Here is a 15,950-nt window from a genome sequence, read left to right as displayed (position 1 = left end):
GCTGCCGGCAGCGGTCTGGCGCGAGACCTGCCGACCTTCCGGTCGCCCCTAGCCTGAACGGCATGGAGCAGCACGTCGCGGACAGCCACGACCTCATCCGCGTGCACGGTGCGCGCGTCAACAACCTCAAGGACGTCAGCGTCGAGATCCCCAAGCGGCGGCTCACCGTGTTCACCGGCGTCTCGGGGTCGGGCAAGAGCTCGCTGGTGTTCGACACGATCGCCGCCGAGTCGCAGCGCCTGATCAACGAGACCTACAGCGCGTTCGTGCAGGGGTTCATGCCCACCCTGGCCCGCCCGGAGGTCGACGTCCTCGACGGGCTGACGCCGGCGATCCTCGTCGACCAGCAGCGGATGGGTGCCGACGCCCGCTCCACCGTCGGCACCGCCACGGACGCCAACGCGATGCTGCGCATCCTGTTCAGCCGCATCGGCCGGCCACACGTCGGCCCGCCCACGGCGTTCTCGTTCAACGTGCCCACGAGGACGGCGCGTGGGTCGATGGACGTCGACCGCGGGAAGGGCGAGCGGGTCGTCGTACGCGAGGTCGTCTACCAGGGCGGCATGTGCCCGCGGTGTGAAGGTCGCGGTGCGGTCACCGACTTCGACCTGGCGGCGTTGTACGACGACAGCAAGTCGCTCGCCGACGGTGCGCTCACCGTGCCGGGATTCAGCATGGAGGGTTGGTACGGCCGCATCTTCCGCGGCTCCGGGTTCTTCAACTTCGACAAGCCGATCGGCAGGTACACCAAGAAGGAGCTGCACGACCTCCTCTACCGCGAGCCGACGAAGATCAAGGTCGACGGCATCAACCTGACCTACGAAGGGCTGATCCCGAGGATCCGGAAGTCAATGCTGTCCAAGGACCCGGACGCGATGCAGCCGCACATCCGTGCGTTCGTGGAGCGGGCGGTCACCTTCGCGACCTGCCCCGACTGCGACGGCACCCGGCTCAACGAGGCGGCCCGGTCGTCGAAGATCAGCGGCATCAACATCGCCGACGCGGGCGCGATGCAGATCAGCGATCTCGCCGCATGGGTGCGCGGCCTCGACGAGCCGTCGGTCGCACCGCTGCTGGCCGCCCTGCTGCACACCCTCGAGTCGTTCGTGGAGATCGGGCTGGGCTACCTGAGCCTGGACCGGCCGTCGGGCACCCTGTCAGGCGGTGAGTCCCAGCGCACGAAGATGATCCGCCATCTCGGGTCGTCGCTCACCGACGTCACCTACGTCTTCGACGAGCCGACGATCGGGATGCACCCGCACGACATCCAGCGCATGAACGGCCTGCTGCTCCAGCTGCGCGACAAGGGCAACACGGTCCTCGTCGTCGAGCACAAGCCGGAGGTCGTCACCATCGCCGACCACGTCGTCGACCTCGGGCCGGGGGCCGGCACGGCCGGGGGCGAGGTCGTGTTCGAGGGAACGGTCGGCGGACTGCGCGCGAGCGGGACGCTCACCGGGCAGCACCTGGACGATCGCGCCTCGCTGAAGGGGTCCGTGCGCGCGCCGTCGGGCGTTTTGGAGGTTCGCGGCGCGAACACCCACAACCTGAAGGACGTCGACGTCGACGTGCCACTCGGCATCCTCGTCGCCATCACCGGTGTGGCCGGCTCCGGCAAGAGCTCACTGGTCCACGGATCATTGTCCGGGCGCGACGGTGTGGTGACCGTCGACCAGGCCGCGATCCGCGGATCCCGACGCAGCAACCCGGCGACCTACAGCGGGCTGCTCGACCCGATCCGCAAGGCCTTCGCCAAGGCCAACGGCGTGAAGCCGGCGCTGTTCAGCGCCAACTCCGACGGCGCCTGCGCGGCCTGCCACGGCGCCGGCGTCGTCTACATGGATCTGGCGATGATGGCCGGCGTCTCCACCACCTGCGAGGAGTGCGACGGCAAACGTTTCCAGGCGTCGGTGCTCGACTACCGCCTCGCCGGACGCGACATCAGCGAGGTGCTCGCGATGCCCGTGACCGAGGCGCGGGACTTCTTCGGCGACGACGCCGCGAACGTTCCGGCCGCTCGGGCGATCCTCGACCGGCTGACGGACGTCGGGCTCGGCTACCTGACTCTCGGACAACCCCTGACCACGCTGTCCGGCGGCGAGCTGCAACGGCTGAAGCTGGCGACCCAGATGTCGGACAAGGGTGACGTCTACGTCCTCGACGAACCGACCACCGGGCTGCACCTCGCCGACGTCGACCAGCTGCTCGGCCTGCTCGACCGGCTCGTCGACTCCGGGAAGTCGGTCATCGTCATCGAGCATCATCAAGCCGTCGTGGCCCACGCCGACTGGATCATCGACCTCGGCCCCGGGGCGGGTCACGACGGCGGCCGCGTCGTCTTCGAGGGCATCCCGGCCGATCTCGTCGCCGGCCGGGCGACCCTCACCGGCGCGCACCTGGCGACCTACGTCGGCAGCACCTGAGGCCGCGCCGTCATCGGCCTGCTCGGTCGGAAACTCGCGACGCGACTTGCGTTGACATGACTATGTCTCGATGTCATAGTCGTGTCATGACCTTTCCGGAGCGGTCACTCCGCGAGCGCCAAGCCGACCACGTCCGGCTGGCGGTGCTCGAGGCGGCGGTCGGCCTGCTCGAGGAGAAGACCGTCGACGACGTGTCGATGTCGGACGTTTCGGCCGCGGCCGGGATCTCGCTGCGCACGCTCTACCGCTACTTCCCCGACCGGGCGTCCTTGCTGGCCGCAGCCGGCGAACACCTCTACGGATCACTCGGAGTTCCGTTCGACATCGGCGACCCGGACGACATCTCCGCCAGCTTCCTCGACGCAGCACGCCGCCTCTCCTCCCGGCCGACGCTCACCCGCGCACTGGTGCAGACCACGGCCGGGCGTGCCGCGCGATCCTCGGGCCGCCCGCACCGCGTCGCGGCGATCCGCACCGCCCTGAAGCCGTTGACCGACGGCCTCGACGCGGACACCGCGCGCCGCGCCACCGCGGTGATCGCGCATCTCTGCAGTGCCGTGTCGTGGGTGAGCATCAGCGACGACAGCGGGCTCGACGACACCGACGCACAGCAGGCCGTGGCGTGGGCGATCGACACGCTGGTGGCCGCATTGCGCGACGAGAGCCACGACCGCCGAAAGGCCAGAAGCCGTACGACGTCTCCATCCAGGTCCACGAAGGGGGAATCTCGATGACCGTCACATCCGCACCGACGCAGATCGGCGACCGGGAGATCGCCAGCGAGCCCGCCACCAGCCGCGCCTGGTGGTTCCTCGGCACGCTCCTGGTGCTGCGCAACCCCGAGGGCGCACCGGTGTGCCCGGCCGTCATGGAGCTGACGATCCCGCCCGGCGGGTCGCCGCCGGAGCACGTGCACGAGTCGCTGGACGACTCGTTCTACCTGCTCGACGGCGAGCTGGTGATCCGCTGCGGCGACCGGACGATCGTCGCGCGGCCTGGCAGCTACGTCGTGCTGCCCCACGGGATCGGCCACACGTTCCGCGTCACCAGCCGCGTCCCGGCGCGCCTGCTCCTCGTGCATGCGGACGACAGCTTCCTGCGCTTCGTCCAGGCCGTCGGTACGCCGACCGACGACCGCCGGCTGCCGCCCCACGACGAGTTCGACCTCGATTTCGAGACGCTCTCGCGCGCCAGCGCCGAGCACGGCGCGCCGATGATCGGTCCGTCGCTGGAGGAGGACGAGGCACGCCGCCACCTGCCACCCGGCAGCGACGCGCCCACGCTCGGCTCGATCAACCACATCGCACTCTGCGTCACCGACCTGGCGAGGAGTGAGCGCTGGTACCGCGAGGCGTTCGACCTCGTACGCATCGACGGCGAGATCGCCGACGACGGCACCGGACACGTCACGTTGCTGAGCCCGACGGGCGGATGGATCCTCGCGCTGGCCGGCGCTCCCGCCGCGGAGGTCCAGCACGTCGCCGTGAGCTGCGCGGATCGTGAGAAGCTCGTCCGGTGGCGCGGCACACTCACCGACAGGGGCGTCGCGCCGGGGACGATCACGGACGCGCCGTACGGCTCCGGGTTCGTCGTCCGCGACCCCGACGGCATCGAGCTCGAGCTGTTCGCGGCGGCGCAGCAGCACGTCTGAGTCACGCACTCCGCCGGCCATAGGGTCGGGTGCGGCCGGCCGGCAGGTCTGGCCGCACCCGACGCCGAGGAGTCCGGATGAGTGCTGATCTACGGGCCCACACCATCACGCTGACCGGCCACGGCGGCGATCCCGTGGAGGCCTATCTCGCGGAACCGCTGGCCGAGGGCCGCTACGGCGCCGTGGTCGTCATTCATCACATGCCCGGATATGACGAGGGGACGAAGGAGATCACCCGCAAGTTCGCCGCACACGGCTACCTCGCGCTGTGCCCGAACCTCTACAGCCGAGAGGCGCCCGGTGCAGACCCGGACGACGCGGCGGCGGCAGCGCGCGCCGTGGGCGGGGTGCCGGACGATCGGTTGATCGGAGACGTCGGTGCCGCCGTCGACTACCTTCGATCGCTGCCGGCGTCGAACGGCAAGGTCGCGACGATCGGCTACTGCTCCGGCGGTCGCCAGTCGTTTCTCGCCGCCTGCAGCCTGCCGCTCGACGCGGCCGTCGACTGCTACGGCGCGTTCCTCGTCGCCCGGCCACCGGAGGGCATGCCGCTGCGCGCGGAGCCGATCGTCGACCTGGCGCCCGAGCTGCGCTGCCCGCTGCTCGGACTCTTCGGGGCCGACGACAGCTACCCGACTCCGGAGGAGACCGAGGTCCTGCGGCAAGCGCTCGCGGCCGCGGGCAAGGAGTTCGAGTTCCACACCTACGACGACGCGGGTCACGCGTTCTTCTCCACCGACCGGCCGAGCTACCGACCGGAGGCGGCCGCCGACGGATGGCAGAAGATCTGGCAGTTCTTCGGCCGACACCTGGCTGCGTGAGAGCTCTCATGTGCACCTACGAGACGACGCACGTAGCGATCAGCGGCGCCGGCAAGGGAGCGACGGGCTGGTTCCCGCTGTCCGACGCCATGCTCTACCTGGACCACCCCGTGTCCGCTCCGGCGACGCACACGCTCAACATCGACTTCCGCAATCCCGACCGGGGGCCCTCTGCGCGGGTCGCCGTCGAGCTCGACCCGCACGACGCGCGGCGGCTCGCACTGGGCATCCTCGCCCTCCTGGACGCGGCGCCACCGGGGCTCGTCTAGGGCGGAAGTGCGAGCAGGTCCCGGTGGTGCACCACGACTCGCAGGTCGCCGCGGGCCAACTCGGCGGCGCGACGCCGGGCGTAGGCGCGAGCGACCGGCGCGAGTCCGGGCTCCTGCTCGCACGCCGCGTCGATCCAGCCGGCGAGCCACTCACCCAGCAGGTCCTGGTGTGACGCGTCGAGACGCCAGCAGCTCGGCCGGACCAGCACCGCGGCTCCAGCGTGGGTGAATGCCGCGGTCGTGAACGCGATCGCGTCCGGGCCGAGCAGCCGGTGCCCGTCGACCGTTCGTCGTTGGTGGGCGTTGAACGCGCACGTGAGCGCCGCGTCGGACGGGTCGGCCGGAGTGAATTCGACGCGTCCGACCACCGTGAGCGTGATCAGGGCTGGGCAGCCGGCCGCCGTGCTCACGGACACGACGCGCCGCACCTGCTCGACGGTGAGCACGTCCAGCAGCGCCGAGGCAGTGACGAGCGAGGCACCGGCCAGGTCGTGGGCATCGAAGTCGGTGAGGTCTTCGAGCCGGGTCTCGACGGTGACGGCGGCGCCATCCGCTGACCGCACGGCCACAGCTGCGGCGAGCCGAAGCAGCGTGGCATCGCGGTCGTGGAGCACCCAGTGCTGGGGGCCGGCGAGCTGCGGCGCGAGCCAGCGCGTCATGGCGCCACTCCCGCACCCCAGGTCATGGGCCACCAGCGGGGCACCGCCAGGCAGCTGGTGGCGGAGCGCGTCGACCAGAGCCGGATCGCGGGCGGAGGCGTCGGCCCGCTCCCGGAGGTCCAGCCACGCCGGGCTCACCACCCCCACTGCGTCGCTCACGCCGCCACCGCCGCCAGGACCCGGACGACACAGTCGACCGTCGCCGACCACCGCGGCAACATCGGGCGGCGCTGTGCGGCGGCTCGTCGCAGCCGCGCGCGCAGCTCGGCGTCCGAGAGCCAGCCGCGCAAGGCAGCGGCCAGAGCCTGCTGGTCGGCCGGGCGGACGAGGAGCCCCGGTGGCCGGCCGTCCGGGGCGCGGCCCAGCGCACCGGGCACTCCTCCGACACCGGTCGCGATCACCGGCAGCCCACGCGCGAGCGCCTCGCTGACGACCATGCCGAACGTCTCCGCACGCGACGGCAGGACCAGCACGTCGGCGGCGGCGTAGGCGCTGTCGAGGCGGTCGCGAACCTGGGTCCCCCGGAAGGCGACGCGGTCGCCGACGTGCAGCGCCTCGGCCTGCCGGCGCAGCGCCGCCACGAAGCCGGGCTCCCGCTCCAGGCTGCCGACGACGTCGCAGTGCCAGGAAAGGTCGCGGATCCCGGCCAGTGCCGCGAGCAGCAGGTCGTGGCCCTTCTGCCGGGTGACCGCGGCGACGCAGAGCAGCCGCCCGCCGGCGGCGGTGCCCGGGGCCGGCGCGGCAGGTCGCGTTCCGGGTTCGGCGACGTGCACGCGATCGACCGCCAGCGCGTAGTCGGAGAGCAACTTCTCGCGTGTCCAGGCGCTGGTCGTGATGACGGCTGCCGCAGCGCGCAGCACGTCTCGCTCGCGGTCGCGGGCGTCGCGGACCCGGTGGCCCGGCGGCCCGTCCCCCAACGGCATGTGGACGAGCACGACGAGACGCAACCGGGTGGCGGCAGCCGCAAGGACGCCCGGCACGGTCGAGCCGATCAGGCCGTCGACGAGCACCGTGGCGCCGTCCGGGATCGCGCCGACGACGTCGGCCAAAGCCGCCGTGGCAGCACCGTCCGGGCACGGCCACGCCCCGGGCACCGGGTGCTCGTGGACCGACCACCCGGCCGCCGCCAACCCGTCGCAGATCTCACGGTCGTAGACGTTGCCACCGCTGGGCCGCGTCGGGTCGTCGACACCGTCCGGGACGACGACGTGCAGGGACGTCACAGCGACCGCTCGTAGCTGGCCCAGGCGATGTGCGACTCGTGCAGCGTGACGTGGATCTCCCCGAGCCCCAGCGCGGTCGCACCGAGCCGCCCGTCATGGATCCGCTGCGCGAGCCGGTCGGCGACCACCTGCGCCAACACCTCGGTCGTCGTGTTGACACCGGCCAGCGTCGGCTCGCCGTCGAGGTTGCGATAGGTGAGCTCCGCGATGACCTCTCCGACCTGCGCGGCCGCAGCGGCGATGTCGACGACCACGCCGTCGGCATCGAGCGCCTGCCGGCGGAAGGTGACGTCGACGACGTACGTCGCGCCGTGCAACCGCTGCGCCGGGCCGAAGACCTCTCCGCGCAGGCTGTGAGCGACCATCATGTGGTCGCGGACCGTCACGCTGAACACGCCTCACCCCTCGTCGTAGCTGATCGTGTGACACAGCGCCGGCAGCGCACCGGTGGCCAGCCCGACCATCACGTCGGGCAGCTCCTCGAACTTCGACGAGCCGGTCAGCAGGGCATCGAACGCGCCGTCGCGCAGCAGGTCGAGGGCGAGCGCGAGCCGATCCGCACCGGTCCGGCTGGCCCGGCGGCCCGGCGCCACGCGACCGACCTGGCTGGCCCTGATGGCGAGCCGGCCCGAGTGGAAGGCACCGCCGAGCGACAGGGTGACCTCGGTGTCGCCGTACCAGCTGAGGTCGACGACCGTGCCCTCGAATGCGAGCAGGTCCAGCGACAGCTGCAGACCGGCGGACGTCGCGCTGGCGTGCACGACCAGGTCGCGCCCCCGCGGCGCCGCTGACGGCACGGCGAACGCAACCCCGAGCGCCTCGGCGACCTGCGCGCGTTGCGGGTCGACGTCGACGAGGGTGACGTCGATGCCCGGAAACTGCGCGAGCAGCCGCGCCACGCAGCAGCCGACCATCCCGGCGCCGACCACGGCGATCCGGTCACCCAGCAGCGGCGCGGCGTCCCACAGCGCGTTGACCGCCGTCTCGACCGTTCCGGCAAGCACCGCACGACGCGACGGGACGTCGTCGGGCACGACGATCACGGATCCGGCCGGGACGACGTACGACGTCTGATGCGGGTAGAGGCAGAAGACGCGGCGTCCCCGCAGCGCCGTCGACCCCTCCTCGACGACGCCGACGTTGAGATAGCCGTACTTCACGGGGCCGGGCAGCTCGCCGTCCTGGAACGGCGCGCGCATCGCGGCGTACTGGCTCGCCGGCACGCCGCCGCGGAAGACCAGCGCCTCCGTCCCGCGGCTGACTGCGGACCAGAGCGTGCGCACGCGGACGTCACCCTGCCCGAGCGCAGGCAGTCGCGCCGCGCGGATCTCACCGGTACCGGGCTCGCGCACCCAGAACGCCCGGGCCTCATCCACCTCGACCTCGTTTCTGCGGGGCGTTGAACCGTCTCGCCGACGCTCGCGTGCACAGCGTTGCGGCCTAGACACGGAGGCGGGAGTGCGCGCGGTTCAATCAGCCCTGCTCACCGGTCTCGCCGCGGCGCTCGCGCTGCTCGGGCTGCTCGACGGCGTGGTCGGGTTGACGGCCGCTGGCTGGGGCGTCGGCGTTGCCGGCGCAGCGGTCACCGCGGGGCTGCTGCACCGCGGCCTGCTCCGAGCCGGCGCCGATCGGCTGGGCCCGGCGAACCTGGTGACTCTGGGGCGCTCGATCCTGGCCGGCGCCGTGGCCGCGCTGGTCACGACGGGCCTCAGCCGGCCGGCGCCGACCGCGGCGATCGTCACGCTGGCCTCGCTCGTCATCGCCCTGGACGCGGTGGACGGATGGATCGCTCGTCGCACCGCGACGGCGTCGGCGGTCGGCGCACGGTTCGACGGGGAGGTCGACGCCTTCCTGATCCTGGCCCTCAGCGTCGAGGTCGCGCAGTCGCTGGCTCCGTGGGTGCTCGCCATCGGGCTGATGCGCTACGCCTTCCTCGTCGCGGGCCGGCCGGCGCCCTGGCTGCGCGCCGCGCTGCCGCCGCGGCAGTGGCGGAAGTCGGTCGCCGCGATCCAGGGAATCGTCCTCACCGTTGCCGCGGCGACGCTGCTGCCCGCCGTGTGGGGCCGGGTCGCCGTGGCCGTCGCGCTCGCGTTGCTGCTCGAGTCGTTCGGCCGCGACGTCTGGTGGCTGCACCGGCACCGGCCGGCACCGCCGGCGCCGTCGGGGCTGCGCCCGGCCATCCGCAGGGTGGTCGCCGTCGTCGCCGTGCTCGTGGTCTGGGCCGCGCTCGTAGTGCCCGATCACCTGACCGAGCTGACCCCCGGGGCGTTCCTGCGGGTGCCCGTCGAGGGGCTGCTGCTCGTCGCCGTCGCAGTCGCCGTACCGCCTCGACCCCGACGGCTCATCGCCGGGGTCGCCGGCGTGGCACTCAGCGGGCTGACCCTGATCCGGATCCTGGACCTCGGGTTCTTCACCGTCCTCGACCGGCCGTTCAACCCGGTCACCGACTGGAGCAGCTTCGGGCCCGCGATCGGGGTGCTGAGCGACTCGGTCGGCCGGGTCCGAGCGGTCCTCTACCTCGTGGCAGCGGGATGCGCCATGGTCGCGCTCGCCGCCGTCATCACGCTGGCGACCCTGCGGGTTGCGGCGCTCGCGGCCCGGCACCGGCCCACCGCGATTCCGACGGTCACGACGCTGGCCGTCGTCTGGACGCTGTGCATCGCACTCGGGGTCACGGCCGGAGGCGGTGCGCCGCTCGCCTCGACCTCGGCGGCGGGAACGTTGACCAGCGAGGTCGATCGGGCGCGGACGGCCGTCGAGGACCAGCACGCCTTCACCGAACAGATCGCGGCCACCGACCCGTACGCCGGCACAGCAGGTAGCGCACTGCTCACCGGCCTGCGGGGCAAGGACGTGCTCCTGGTGTTCGTCGAGAGCTACGGCCGGGTCGCGGTCGAGGGCTCGTCGTTCTCCGCACCAGTCGATGCGGTGCTGCGGTCGAGCACCCGGGAGCTGCAGGCCGTGGGCTACGGCGCCCGCAGCGCGTTCCTCACCTCACCGACGTTCGGCGGCATCAGCTGGCTGGCGCACTCCACCCTGCAGTCCGGACTGTGGATCGACAGCCAGCAGCGCTACGACCAGCTGGCAGCGAGCAACCGGGAGACGCTCAGCAAGCTGTTCAAACGAGGCGGCTGGCGCACAGTCGTGGACATCCCGTCGAGCCGCCCGCCGTGGCCAGAGGGTCAGCACCTGTACGACTTCGACGCGTTGTACGGCAGCAACGACGTCGGCTACCGGGGCCCGAGCTTCAGCTACGCGAAGATCCCCGACCAGTACACCCTGGCGGCGTTCGCCCGGCGGGAGCTCGCTCCGGCGCACCGCCGACCCGTGATGGCGGAGATCGACCTGGTGTCCAGCCACACGCCGTGGGCACCGCTGCCGCGCATCGTCCCGTGGCAGCGCCTCGGCGACGGCAGCGTCTACGACCCGATGCCGGCGCAGGGCGAACAGCCGTCGGCCGTCTGGCGCGACGGGGCGCAGGTGCAGGCGGCGTACGGCGAGTCCGTGCAGTACTCACTGCACGCCCTGGATTCGTTCCTGCAGAACGTCCACGACGACAACCTCGTGCTCATCGTGCTGGGCGACCATCAGCCGGCCACCGTCGTCAGCGGCGCGAGGGCCGGACACGACGTCCCGGTCTCGATCATCGCCCGCGATCCCCAGGTGCTCGCGCGCATCGCAGCTTGGCGGTGGCAGCCCGGACTGCTGCCGAACGCGCATGCACCGGTCTGGCGGATGGATGCCTTCCGCAACCGTTTCCTGCGCGCGTTCAGTGCGGCACCAACAGCACCGATCGTGGCCCAGCCGTGAACGTGGTCCGGCAGCCGCGACGGGTCAACGGGCGGGCGCACTACGACCGCGCACTGCTGCAGGCGCGCCTGTCGGCCTTCGCGCCGGGTGAGTTCGTCGGCCAGGAGAGCTTCATGGGGGCGACCGAGATCCTGCAGCTGGCCGCCCGGGCTGGGGTTGCACCAGGAGTGGCCGTCCTGGACCTCTGCTGCGGTGTCGGTGGCCCCGGGCTGCTGATCAGCCGAGAGCTGGGCTGCAGCTACGTGGGGATCGACGAGGACGCCGAAGCGATCGGCGTCGCGCGCCAACGGGCCCTGGATCTGGACTGCCGCTTCGAGGTCGCCCGGGTGCCGCCCATCCCCCGTGGCCCCTACGACGTCGTCCTCATGCTGGAGACGCTGCTCGCCTTCGCCGACAAGGAGTCGCTGCTGCAGCAGGTCGCCGCCGTCCTCGACGTGGGCGGGCGTCTCGCCGTCACCGCGGAGGAAGGACCCCCGCTGACCGCAGCGGAGCGATCGCGCATGCCCGCGTCCGGCACCGTGTGGCCGGTCGCGCTGCCGGATCTCCTGTCGTCCCTCGATCGGGCCGGGTTGCGGGTGACCTGGCAGACCGAGTGCACGCAGGCCCATCGGTCCACCGCTGCGGCTCTCCACGACGCGTTCCGCGCGGATGCCCACGCAATCGCCGCCCAGCTCGGTCGTGACTGCCTCCACGACCTGCTCACGTCGCACCGGCTGTGGCGTGACTGGTTGCGCGACGGGCGCGTCCGCAAGTTCGCGCTGGTGGCCGAGAAGGTGGCGCACGCATGAGCCGGGGGCGCGCGCTGCGGCTCGTGATCGGGATGGCCGTGCTCGTCGCGGTCGTCGCGCGGATCGGGCCGTCGCCGTTCGCGCACGGTCTGCGCGCGATGACGCCGACGACCCTCGCTGCATCCGTCGTCATCACCGCGCTGACGACGACCTGTGCCGCCTGGCGCTGGACGCTGGTGGCGCACGGCCTCGGGGTGCGGCTCCCCCTGCCGGTCGCCGTCGCGGCCTACTACCGCTCGCAGCTGCTCAACCTGGTGCTGCCGGGAGGCATCGTCGGTGACGTGCACCGCGGTGTGGTGCACGGGCGCGACGTGGGCAGTGTCGGCGGCGGCCTGCGGGCGGTCGCCTGGGAACGCACCGCCGGACAGCTGGTGCAGGCGGCCGTCGCGATCGTCGTGCTGGCCGCGCTGCCCTCGCCCGTGCGCGCCGCCGTCCCGGCCGCCCTCCTCGTCCTCGGTGCCGCCGCAGCAGTCGCCGCTGCCGTGGCGGTGCTGGCCGCGCGGATGCCCGCCGGCCGCGTCGCACGTGCAGTCCGTGCCGTGACCGCAGACCTGCGCGCGGGTCCGCTCGCCCGCGGCATCCGGCTCGAGGTCGCACTGGCCTCGCTCGTCGTGGTGGCCGGGCACACCACGGTCTTCCTCATCGCCGCGCACGCGGCCGGGGCGTCTGCTTCCGTCAGCACACTGCTGCCGCTGGCGATCCTGGTGCAGCTGGCGACATCGGCGCCGCTCGGCATCGCGGGCTGGGGACCACGCGAAGGGGCCGCGGCCTGGGCGTTCGCCGCTGCCGGTCTCGGTGCCGCGACCGGGGTCGCAATCACGACGCTGTACGGCGTGCTGGCGCTCGCTTCGGTGTCGCCCGGAGCCGCCGTGCTGGTCGCGGAGATGTCGCGGACGGCGGCCCGCCGGCGGGTGCCGCCCCATCCCGCCGGCACGCCGCCGCAGCTCGCAATCGCCCGCTCGCTGGAAGGAGGCAACGGTGGCTGACCGTCCGTACACACTGCTCAGCGCCAGCATGTCGCTCGACGGTTACCTGGACAGCCCGGACGTCCGGCGGCTGGTGCTGTCCAACGACGCCGACCTCGATCGCGTCGACGGCGTCCGGGCCGGTTGCGACGCGATCATGGTCGGCGCGACGACCCTGCGCAACGACAACCCGCGGCTGCTCGTGCGCTCCCCCGCACGTCGGCGGGACCGGATCGAGCGCGGCGACCCGCCGACCCCCGTCAAGGTGACGGTCACCTCCTCCGGGCACCTCGACCCCTGCGCCCACTTCTTCGCCACGGACGACGCCGACAAGTACGTCTACTGCAGCAACGCGGCAGCGGCCCGGATCGCCGCACGGCTGGGTGCGGTAGCCACCGTGATCGACCTCGGCGAGTCGCTCGACATGCGGCTGATCAGCGAGGACCTCAGCGCACGCGGGGTCAATCGGTTGATGGTCGAGGGCGGTGCCACCTTGCACACGCAGTTCCTCACCACCGGGCTGGCCGACGAGCTGCAGCTCGTGATCGCGCCGTTCTTCGTCGGCGACTCGCGGGCGCGCCGGTTCGTGCTCGACGGCTGCTTCCCGTGGACGGTCGACCGCCGGGCCGAGCTAGCCGAGGTCCGCCAGGTGGGCGACGTCGTGCTCACCCGCTACGCGCTGTCGTCACGCTTCGAGGCGGAACGGGCGGGCCGGTGAAGCCGGCCGCGCGGTCCCGCGCCTCGGTGCGCCGGCGGATCTCGGTGCCGCTGCGCTTCGCCGACGGCTACACCACGACCGCAGACATGGTGACGTTCAACGGCCTGGCCGATCAGCAGCCGCACTTCGCTCTCGCGCTGGGCGCATTCGACCCGGACGGCAGCACCCCGCCCCTGGTCCGACCTCATAGCGAGTGCGTCACCGGCGACGTGTTCGGCAGCCAGCGGTGCGACTGCGGGGCGCAGCTTCGCGAAGCGGTCGAACGCATCTCCGGGCACGGCGGCTACCTGCTCTACCTGCGACAGGAAGGTCGCGGCATCGGCCTCTACGACAAGCTGGACGCCTACGCGCTGCAGGACTGCGGCCTCGACACCTACCAGGCCAACCTCGCGCTGGGCCGCCACGCCGACGAGCGCGACTACACGGTCGCCGCGCAGATGCTGCAGGCGCTCGACGTGCAGCGCATCGCGCTGCTGAGCAACAACCCCGACAAGGCCTCACAGCTCACTGCGCACGGCGTCGTCGTGACCGAACTGGTGTCGACAGCCGTGCACCTGTCGGCCGTCAACGCGGCCTACCTGCTGACGAAGGCGCGCCGCGGTGCACACACCCTGCGTGGGCTCTCGCACTGCACCGATGCAGACGTTGCCTGCCCCTCGCAGGCTTCGTCGTGACCGCCGCGGTCGCCGCGGGCGAGCGGCGGCTCGCGGGGCTCGACGGCATCCGAGGGCTGGCCGCGCTGTTCGTCGTGGTGAACCACATCTTCCTGCGCGCGTTCCCCGGCTATCCCGCCGACCGTGCCCCACCGTGGGCTGCCGGCTTCATCTACGGTCGTTTCGCTGTCGTGGTCTTCATCGTGCTGTCGGGCTTCTCGCTGTCGCTGTCACCGGCGCGGCACGGGTGGCGCCTGGGCGGGGTCGCGGCCTTCGCGCGGCGCCGGGCGTGGCGGATCCTCCCGCCCTACTGGGCGGCCCTCGCCTTCAGCCTGCTGATGACCTGGATGGTGGTCGCCCAGCCGGGCTGGCCGCGCCCGACCGGAAAGTCGGTGATCGCCAACGCGCTCCTGGTGCAGGACGCGGTCCCGGCGCCGAGTCCCAACCGGGCGTTCTGGTCCATCGCGATCGAGGCCCAGCTGTACGTCGTACTCCCCCTCCTCGTCCTGGCGGTGCGCCGCGTCAACCGCGCGGCGCCGCTGGCGATCGTCGGAGTGCCGGTGTTCGCGCTGGGTGGCTGCGCAGCCGCGCACGTGGGAGCCGCGCAAGGGCTGGTGGACCAGTACACCCCCGACCTGGCGGTGCTGTTCGCCGTCGGTGTCGTCGCCGCGAGCCTCGTCGGCACTGCAAAGGGTCGGGGGCGAGGGGTGTGGGGCGTGAGCTCAGTCGCCCTGGTCGCGCCGGTGCTCGTCCTGATCGCGGTCAGGGGCGCGGTCTGGACGAACACGCATCTGTTCTGGGTGGATCTGGCTCTGGGGCCGGCGATCGGCTGCTTCCTCGTGGCGGTGGCCAGCATCCCGGCGGCGTGGTTCGTGCGCCTCCTCGACCTGCGCCCCCTGCGCAGCCTGGGCGGCTTCTCCTACAGCCTCTACCTGACCCACATGCCGATCGTCATCGCCGCCTACTTCGGGATGATGCAGGGTCACGTCGGCACCGGTGGGTCGACGTTCCTGGTACTGTGCGCCGTCATCGTGCCGCTGACCGTCGCGTTCGCCCGCCTCTTCGCCGAGGTGTTCGAGTTGCCGTTCCAGCGCCGGCGCGGCTGGTCCGCGATTCGACCCGGCCGCCCGGTCACGCCGCAGCCCACGGCCTCCACGACGTCGCCCGCCTGACAGCTGCTACGGCGCCCGGGCCTCAACGGCGCTTCAGCATCACGCCGGCACAGCCGAACAGGATCACCGCCCCGGCAAGCTCGCACGTCAACGACCAGCCGGCCCAGGGCACGCTGAGGCCGTCGTGCAGCCCGAGGAAGCCGACCGTCGCCGACAGGAGCAGCGCGACCACGCTGCCCGCGCAGAATGCGAGGCCGGCGAGCACCGTGATCAGCCTCCGGTAGCCCAGCATGACCAGCGCCAGGACGAACCCCGAGATGGCCTGGAACATGAAGGCGGGCCCGATCAGGTGGACGTGCTTGTACCCGATCATCCAGAGGTGCAGGTGGATCACCGCCGACGTCGCGACCATGGCCGCGCCGAAGACGATCCCCGCCAGGACTGCGACGCGCGCCGCCGGAGCAGCTGCTCGCGGCACCGGCCGGAAGAGCCAGGCCAGCCAGGCCGGCTCAGGTGCCGCAGCCGTCGCCGTCGTCGGGGCCGCCGTTGTTGTCCGCGTCATGGTCACCACCGTTGTTCTGCGGTTTCGTGCAGGAGGGTGTGGGTTGCGCGCCGGTCGACGACGAGGTCGACGGCACGCTCTGGTTGGTCGTCGCGGGAGACGTCGGTGCCGCCGCCGAGGAGGCCCCGCAGGCGGCGAGCGTCATCGCGAGCAGTGCCGTCAGGCCGGACGCCAGCAGGCGCATGCGCATGGTGCGCTCCCTTCTTCAGGGCTGTGCACGTGCGCTGCCGGCCATTGGTTCAACGTGGAGGCGCCGCTGCGCCGGAGTGCGCAGTGGCACTCCGGCGCAGCGGGAG

General features: G+C 72.2%; 17 protein-coding genes. 11 read left to right on the top strand and 6 right to left on the bottom strand.

The genetic code is table 11. The annotated features are described in order from the left end of the window. Positions 1-62 precede the first annotated feature (62 nt). The 5 genes from VFJ21_09980 (at position 63) to VFJ21_09960 (ending at position 5,164) form a co-directional block, all read left to right on the top strand. On the top strand, positions 63-2,423 hold the full coding sequence (locus VFJ21_09980; protein HET7407446.1) for an excinuclease ABC subunit UvrA: 2,361 nt from the start codon (positions 63-65) through the stop codon (positions 2,421-2,423). Positions 2,424-2,509: 86 nt separating this feature from the next. After that, positions 2,510-3,157, top strand: coding sequence for a TetR/AcrR family transcriptional regulator (locus tag VFJ21_09975; GenBank protein ID HET7407445.1), 648 nt, complete (start codon positions 2,510-2,512; stop codon positions 3,155-3,157). Beyond that, complete coding sequence (locus VFJ21_09970) at positions 3,154-4,074, top strand: cupin domain-containing protein (protein ID HET7407444.1); 921 nt, start codon at positions 3,154-3,156, stop codon at positions 4,072-4,074. Before VFJ21_09975 ends, VFJ21_09970 begins: the two co-directional genes overlap by 4 nt. A 77-nt stretch (positions 4,075-4,151) precedes the next feature. Then, positions 4,152-4,895, top strand: coding sequence for a dienelactone hydrolase family protein (locus tag VFJ21_09965; GenBank protein ID HET7407443.1), 744 nt, complete (start codon positions 4,152-4,154; stop codon positions 4,893-4,895). Then, a complete protein-coding gene (locus tag VFJ21_09960; GenBank protein HET7407442.1) occupies positions 4,892-5,164 on the top strand; it encodes a DUF6295 family protein in 273 nt (90 codons plus the stop codon). Before VFJ21_09965 ends, VFJ21_09960 begins: the two co-directional genes overlap by 4 nt. Here the strand turns inward: VFJ21_09960 and VFJ21_09955 are convergent. The 4 genes from VFJ21_09955 to VFJ21_09940 are packed head-to-tail and all read right to left on the bottom strand — an operon-like array spanning position 5,161 to position 8,422. Beyond that, positions 5,161-5,982 carry a class I SAM-dependent methyltransferase gene (locus tag VFJ21_09955; GenBank protein ID HET7407441.1) on the bottom strand — a complete coding sequence of 274 codons (822 nt, stop codon included), beginning with the start codon at positions 5,980-5,982 and terminating at the stop codon, positions 5,161-5,163. The genes VFJ21_09960 and VFJ21_09955 overlap by 4 nt on opposite strands. Next, complete coding sequence (locus VFJ21_09950; GenBank protein HET7407440.1) at positions 5,979-7,046, bottom strand: glycosyltransferase family 4 protein; 1,068 nt, start codon at positions 7,044-7,046, stop codon at positions 5,979-5,981. Before VFJ21_09950 ends, VFJ21_09955 begins: the two co-directional genes overlap by 4 nt. Beyond that, on the bottom strand, positions 7,043-7,441 hold the full coding sequence (locus VFJ21_09945) for a 6-carboxytetrahydropterin synthase (GenBank protein ID HET7407439.1): 399 nt from the start codon (positions 7,439-7,441) through the stop codon (positions 7,043-7,045). The genes VFJ21_09950 and VFJ21_09945 overlap by 4 nt, the downstream gene beginning before the upstream one ends. A 3-nt stretch (positions 7,442-7,444) precedes the next feature. Beyond that, positions 7,445-8,422 carry a zinc-binding alcohol dehydrogenase gene (locus VFJ21_09940; GenBank protein HET7407438.1) on the bottom strand — a complete coding sequence of 326 codons (978 nt, stop codon included), beginning with the start codon at positions 8,420-8,422 and terminating at the stop codon, positions 7,445-7,447. Between the two features lie 82 nt (positions 8,423-8,504). On the opposite strand from VFJ21_09940, the gene VFJ21_09935 reads away from it, so the two are divergent. From VFJ21_09935 to VFJ21_09910, 6 genes are read left to right on the top strand one after another with little or no spacing between them, the layout of a single operon-like run. Beyond that, entirely contained in the window at positions 8,505-10,856 is a 2,352-nt protein-coding gene (locus VFJ21_09935; GenBank protein ID HET7407437.1) for a CDP-alcohol phosphatidyltransferase family protein, read from the top strand. Beyond that, complete coding sequence (locus VFJ21_09930; protein ID HET7407436.1) at positions 10,853-11,644, top strand: methyltransferase domain-containing protein; 792 nt, start codon at positions 10,853-10,855, stop codon at positions 11,642-11,644. Before VFJ21_09935 ends, VFJ21_09930 begins: the two co-directional genes overlap by 4 nt. Continuing rightward, the gene (locus tag VFJ21_09925; GenBank protein HET7407435.1) at positions 11,641-12,630 is read left to right on the top strand and encodes a lysylphosphatidylglycerol synthase domain-containing protein; all 990 of its coding nucleotides are present in this window, start codon (positions 11,641-11,643) and stop codon (positions 12,628-12,630) included. Before VFJ21_09930 ends, VFJ21_09925 begins: the two co-directional genes overlap by 4 nt. Beyond that, entirely contained in the window at positions 12,623-13,327 is a 705-nt protein-coding gene (locus VFJ21_09920) for a dihydrofolate reductase family protein (protein HET7407434.1), read from the top strand. Before VFJ21_09925 ends, VFJ21_09920 begins: the two co-directional genes overlap by 8 nt. Further along, complete coding sequence (gene ribA, locus VFJ21_09915; GenBank protein HET7407433.1) at positions 13,216-14,001, top strand: GTP cyclohydrolase II; 786 nt, start codon at positions 13,216-13,218, stop codon at positions 13,999-14,001. Before VFJ21_09920 ends, ribA begins: the two co-directional genes overlap by 112 nt. Beyond that, positions 13,998-15,152: an acyltransferase gene (locus VFJ21_09910; GenBank protein HET7407432.1), complete on the top strand. Its 1,155-nt coding sequence runs from the start codon at positions 13,998-14,000 to the stop codon at positions 15,150-15,152. The genes ribA and VFJ21_09910 overlap by 4 nt, the downstream gene beginning before the upstream one ends. Before the next feature lie 22 nt (positions 15,153-15,174). On the opposite strand, the gene VFJ21_09905 is transcribed toward VFJ21_09910, so the two are convergent. Together VFJ21_09905 and VFJ21_09900 are read right to left on the bottom strand one after the other, a co-directional pair. Further along, positions 15,175-15,654, bottom strand: coding sequence for a hypothetical protein (locus VFJ21_09905; GenBank protein ID HET7407431.1), 480 nt, complete (start codon positions 15,652-15,654; stop codon positions 15,175-15,177). After that, positions 15,602-15,844, bottom strand: coding sequence for a hypothetical protein (locus VFJ21_09900; GenBank protein ID HET7407430.1), 243 nt, complete (start codon positions 15,842-15,844; stop codon positions 15,602-15,604). The genes VFJ21_09905 and VFJ21_09900 overlap by 53 nt, the downstream gene beginning before the upstream one ends. Positions 15,845-15,950: the final 106 nt, after the last annotated feature.

It is taken from the genome of Mycobacteriales bacterium, from assembly GCA_035690485.1.
GTDB lineage: Bacteria > Actinomycetota > Actinomycetes > JAFAQI01 > DASSKL01 > DASSKL01.
The sequence above is the reverse complement of the archived record's forward strand: the minus strand, read 5'-3'. Positions and strand labels throughout refer to the sequence as shown.

What these genes read in the sequence shown, in the direction of transcription:
- VFJ21_09980 (HET7407446.1), top strand. Translation starts at nt 63, where the DNA reads ATGGAGCAGCACGTCGCGGACAGCCACGACCTCATCCGCGTGCACGGT.
- VFJ21_09975 (HET7407445.1), top strand. Translation starts at nt 2,510, where the DNA reads ATGACCTTTCCGGAGCGGTCACTCCGCGAGCGCCAAGCCGACCACGTC.
- VFJ21_09970 (HET7407444.1), top strand. Translation starts at nt 3,154, where the DNA reads ATGACCGTCACATCCGCACCGACGCAGATCGGCGACCGGGAGATCGCC.
- VFJ21_09965 (HET7407443.1), top strand. Translation starts at nt 4,152, where the DNA reads ATGAGTGCTGATCTACGGGCCCACACCATCACGCTGACCGGCCACGGC.
- VFJ21_09925 (HET7407435.1), top strand. Translation starts at nt 11,641, where the DNA reads ATGAGCCGGGGGCGCGCGCTGCGGCTCGTGATCGGGATGGCCGTGCTC.
- VFJ21_09905 (HET7407431.1), bottom strand. Translation starts at nt 15,654, where the DNA reads ATGACGCGGACAACAACGGCGGCCCCGACGACGGCGACGGCTGCGGCA.
- VFJ21_09900 (HET7407430.1), bottom strand. Translation starts at nt 15,844, where the DNA reads ATGCGCATGCGCCTGCTGGCGTCCGGCCTGACGGCACTGCTCGCGATG.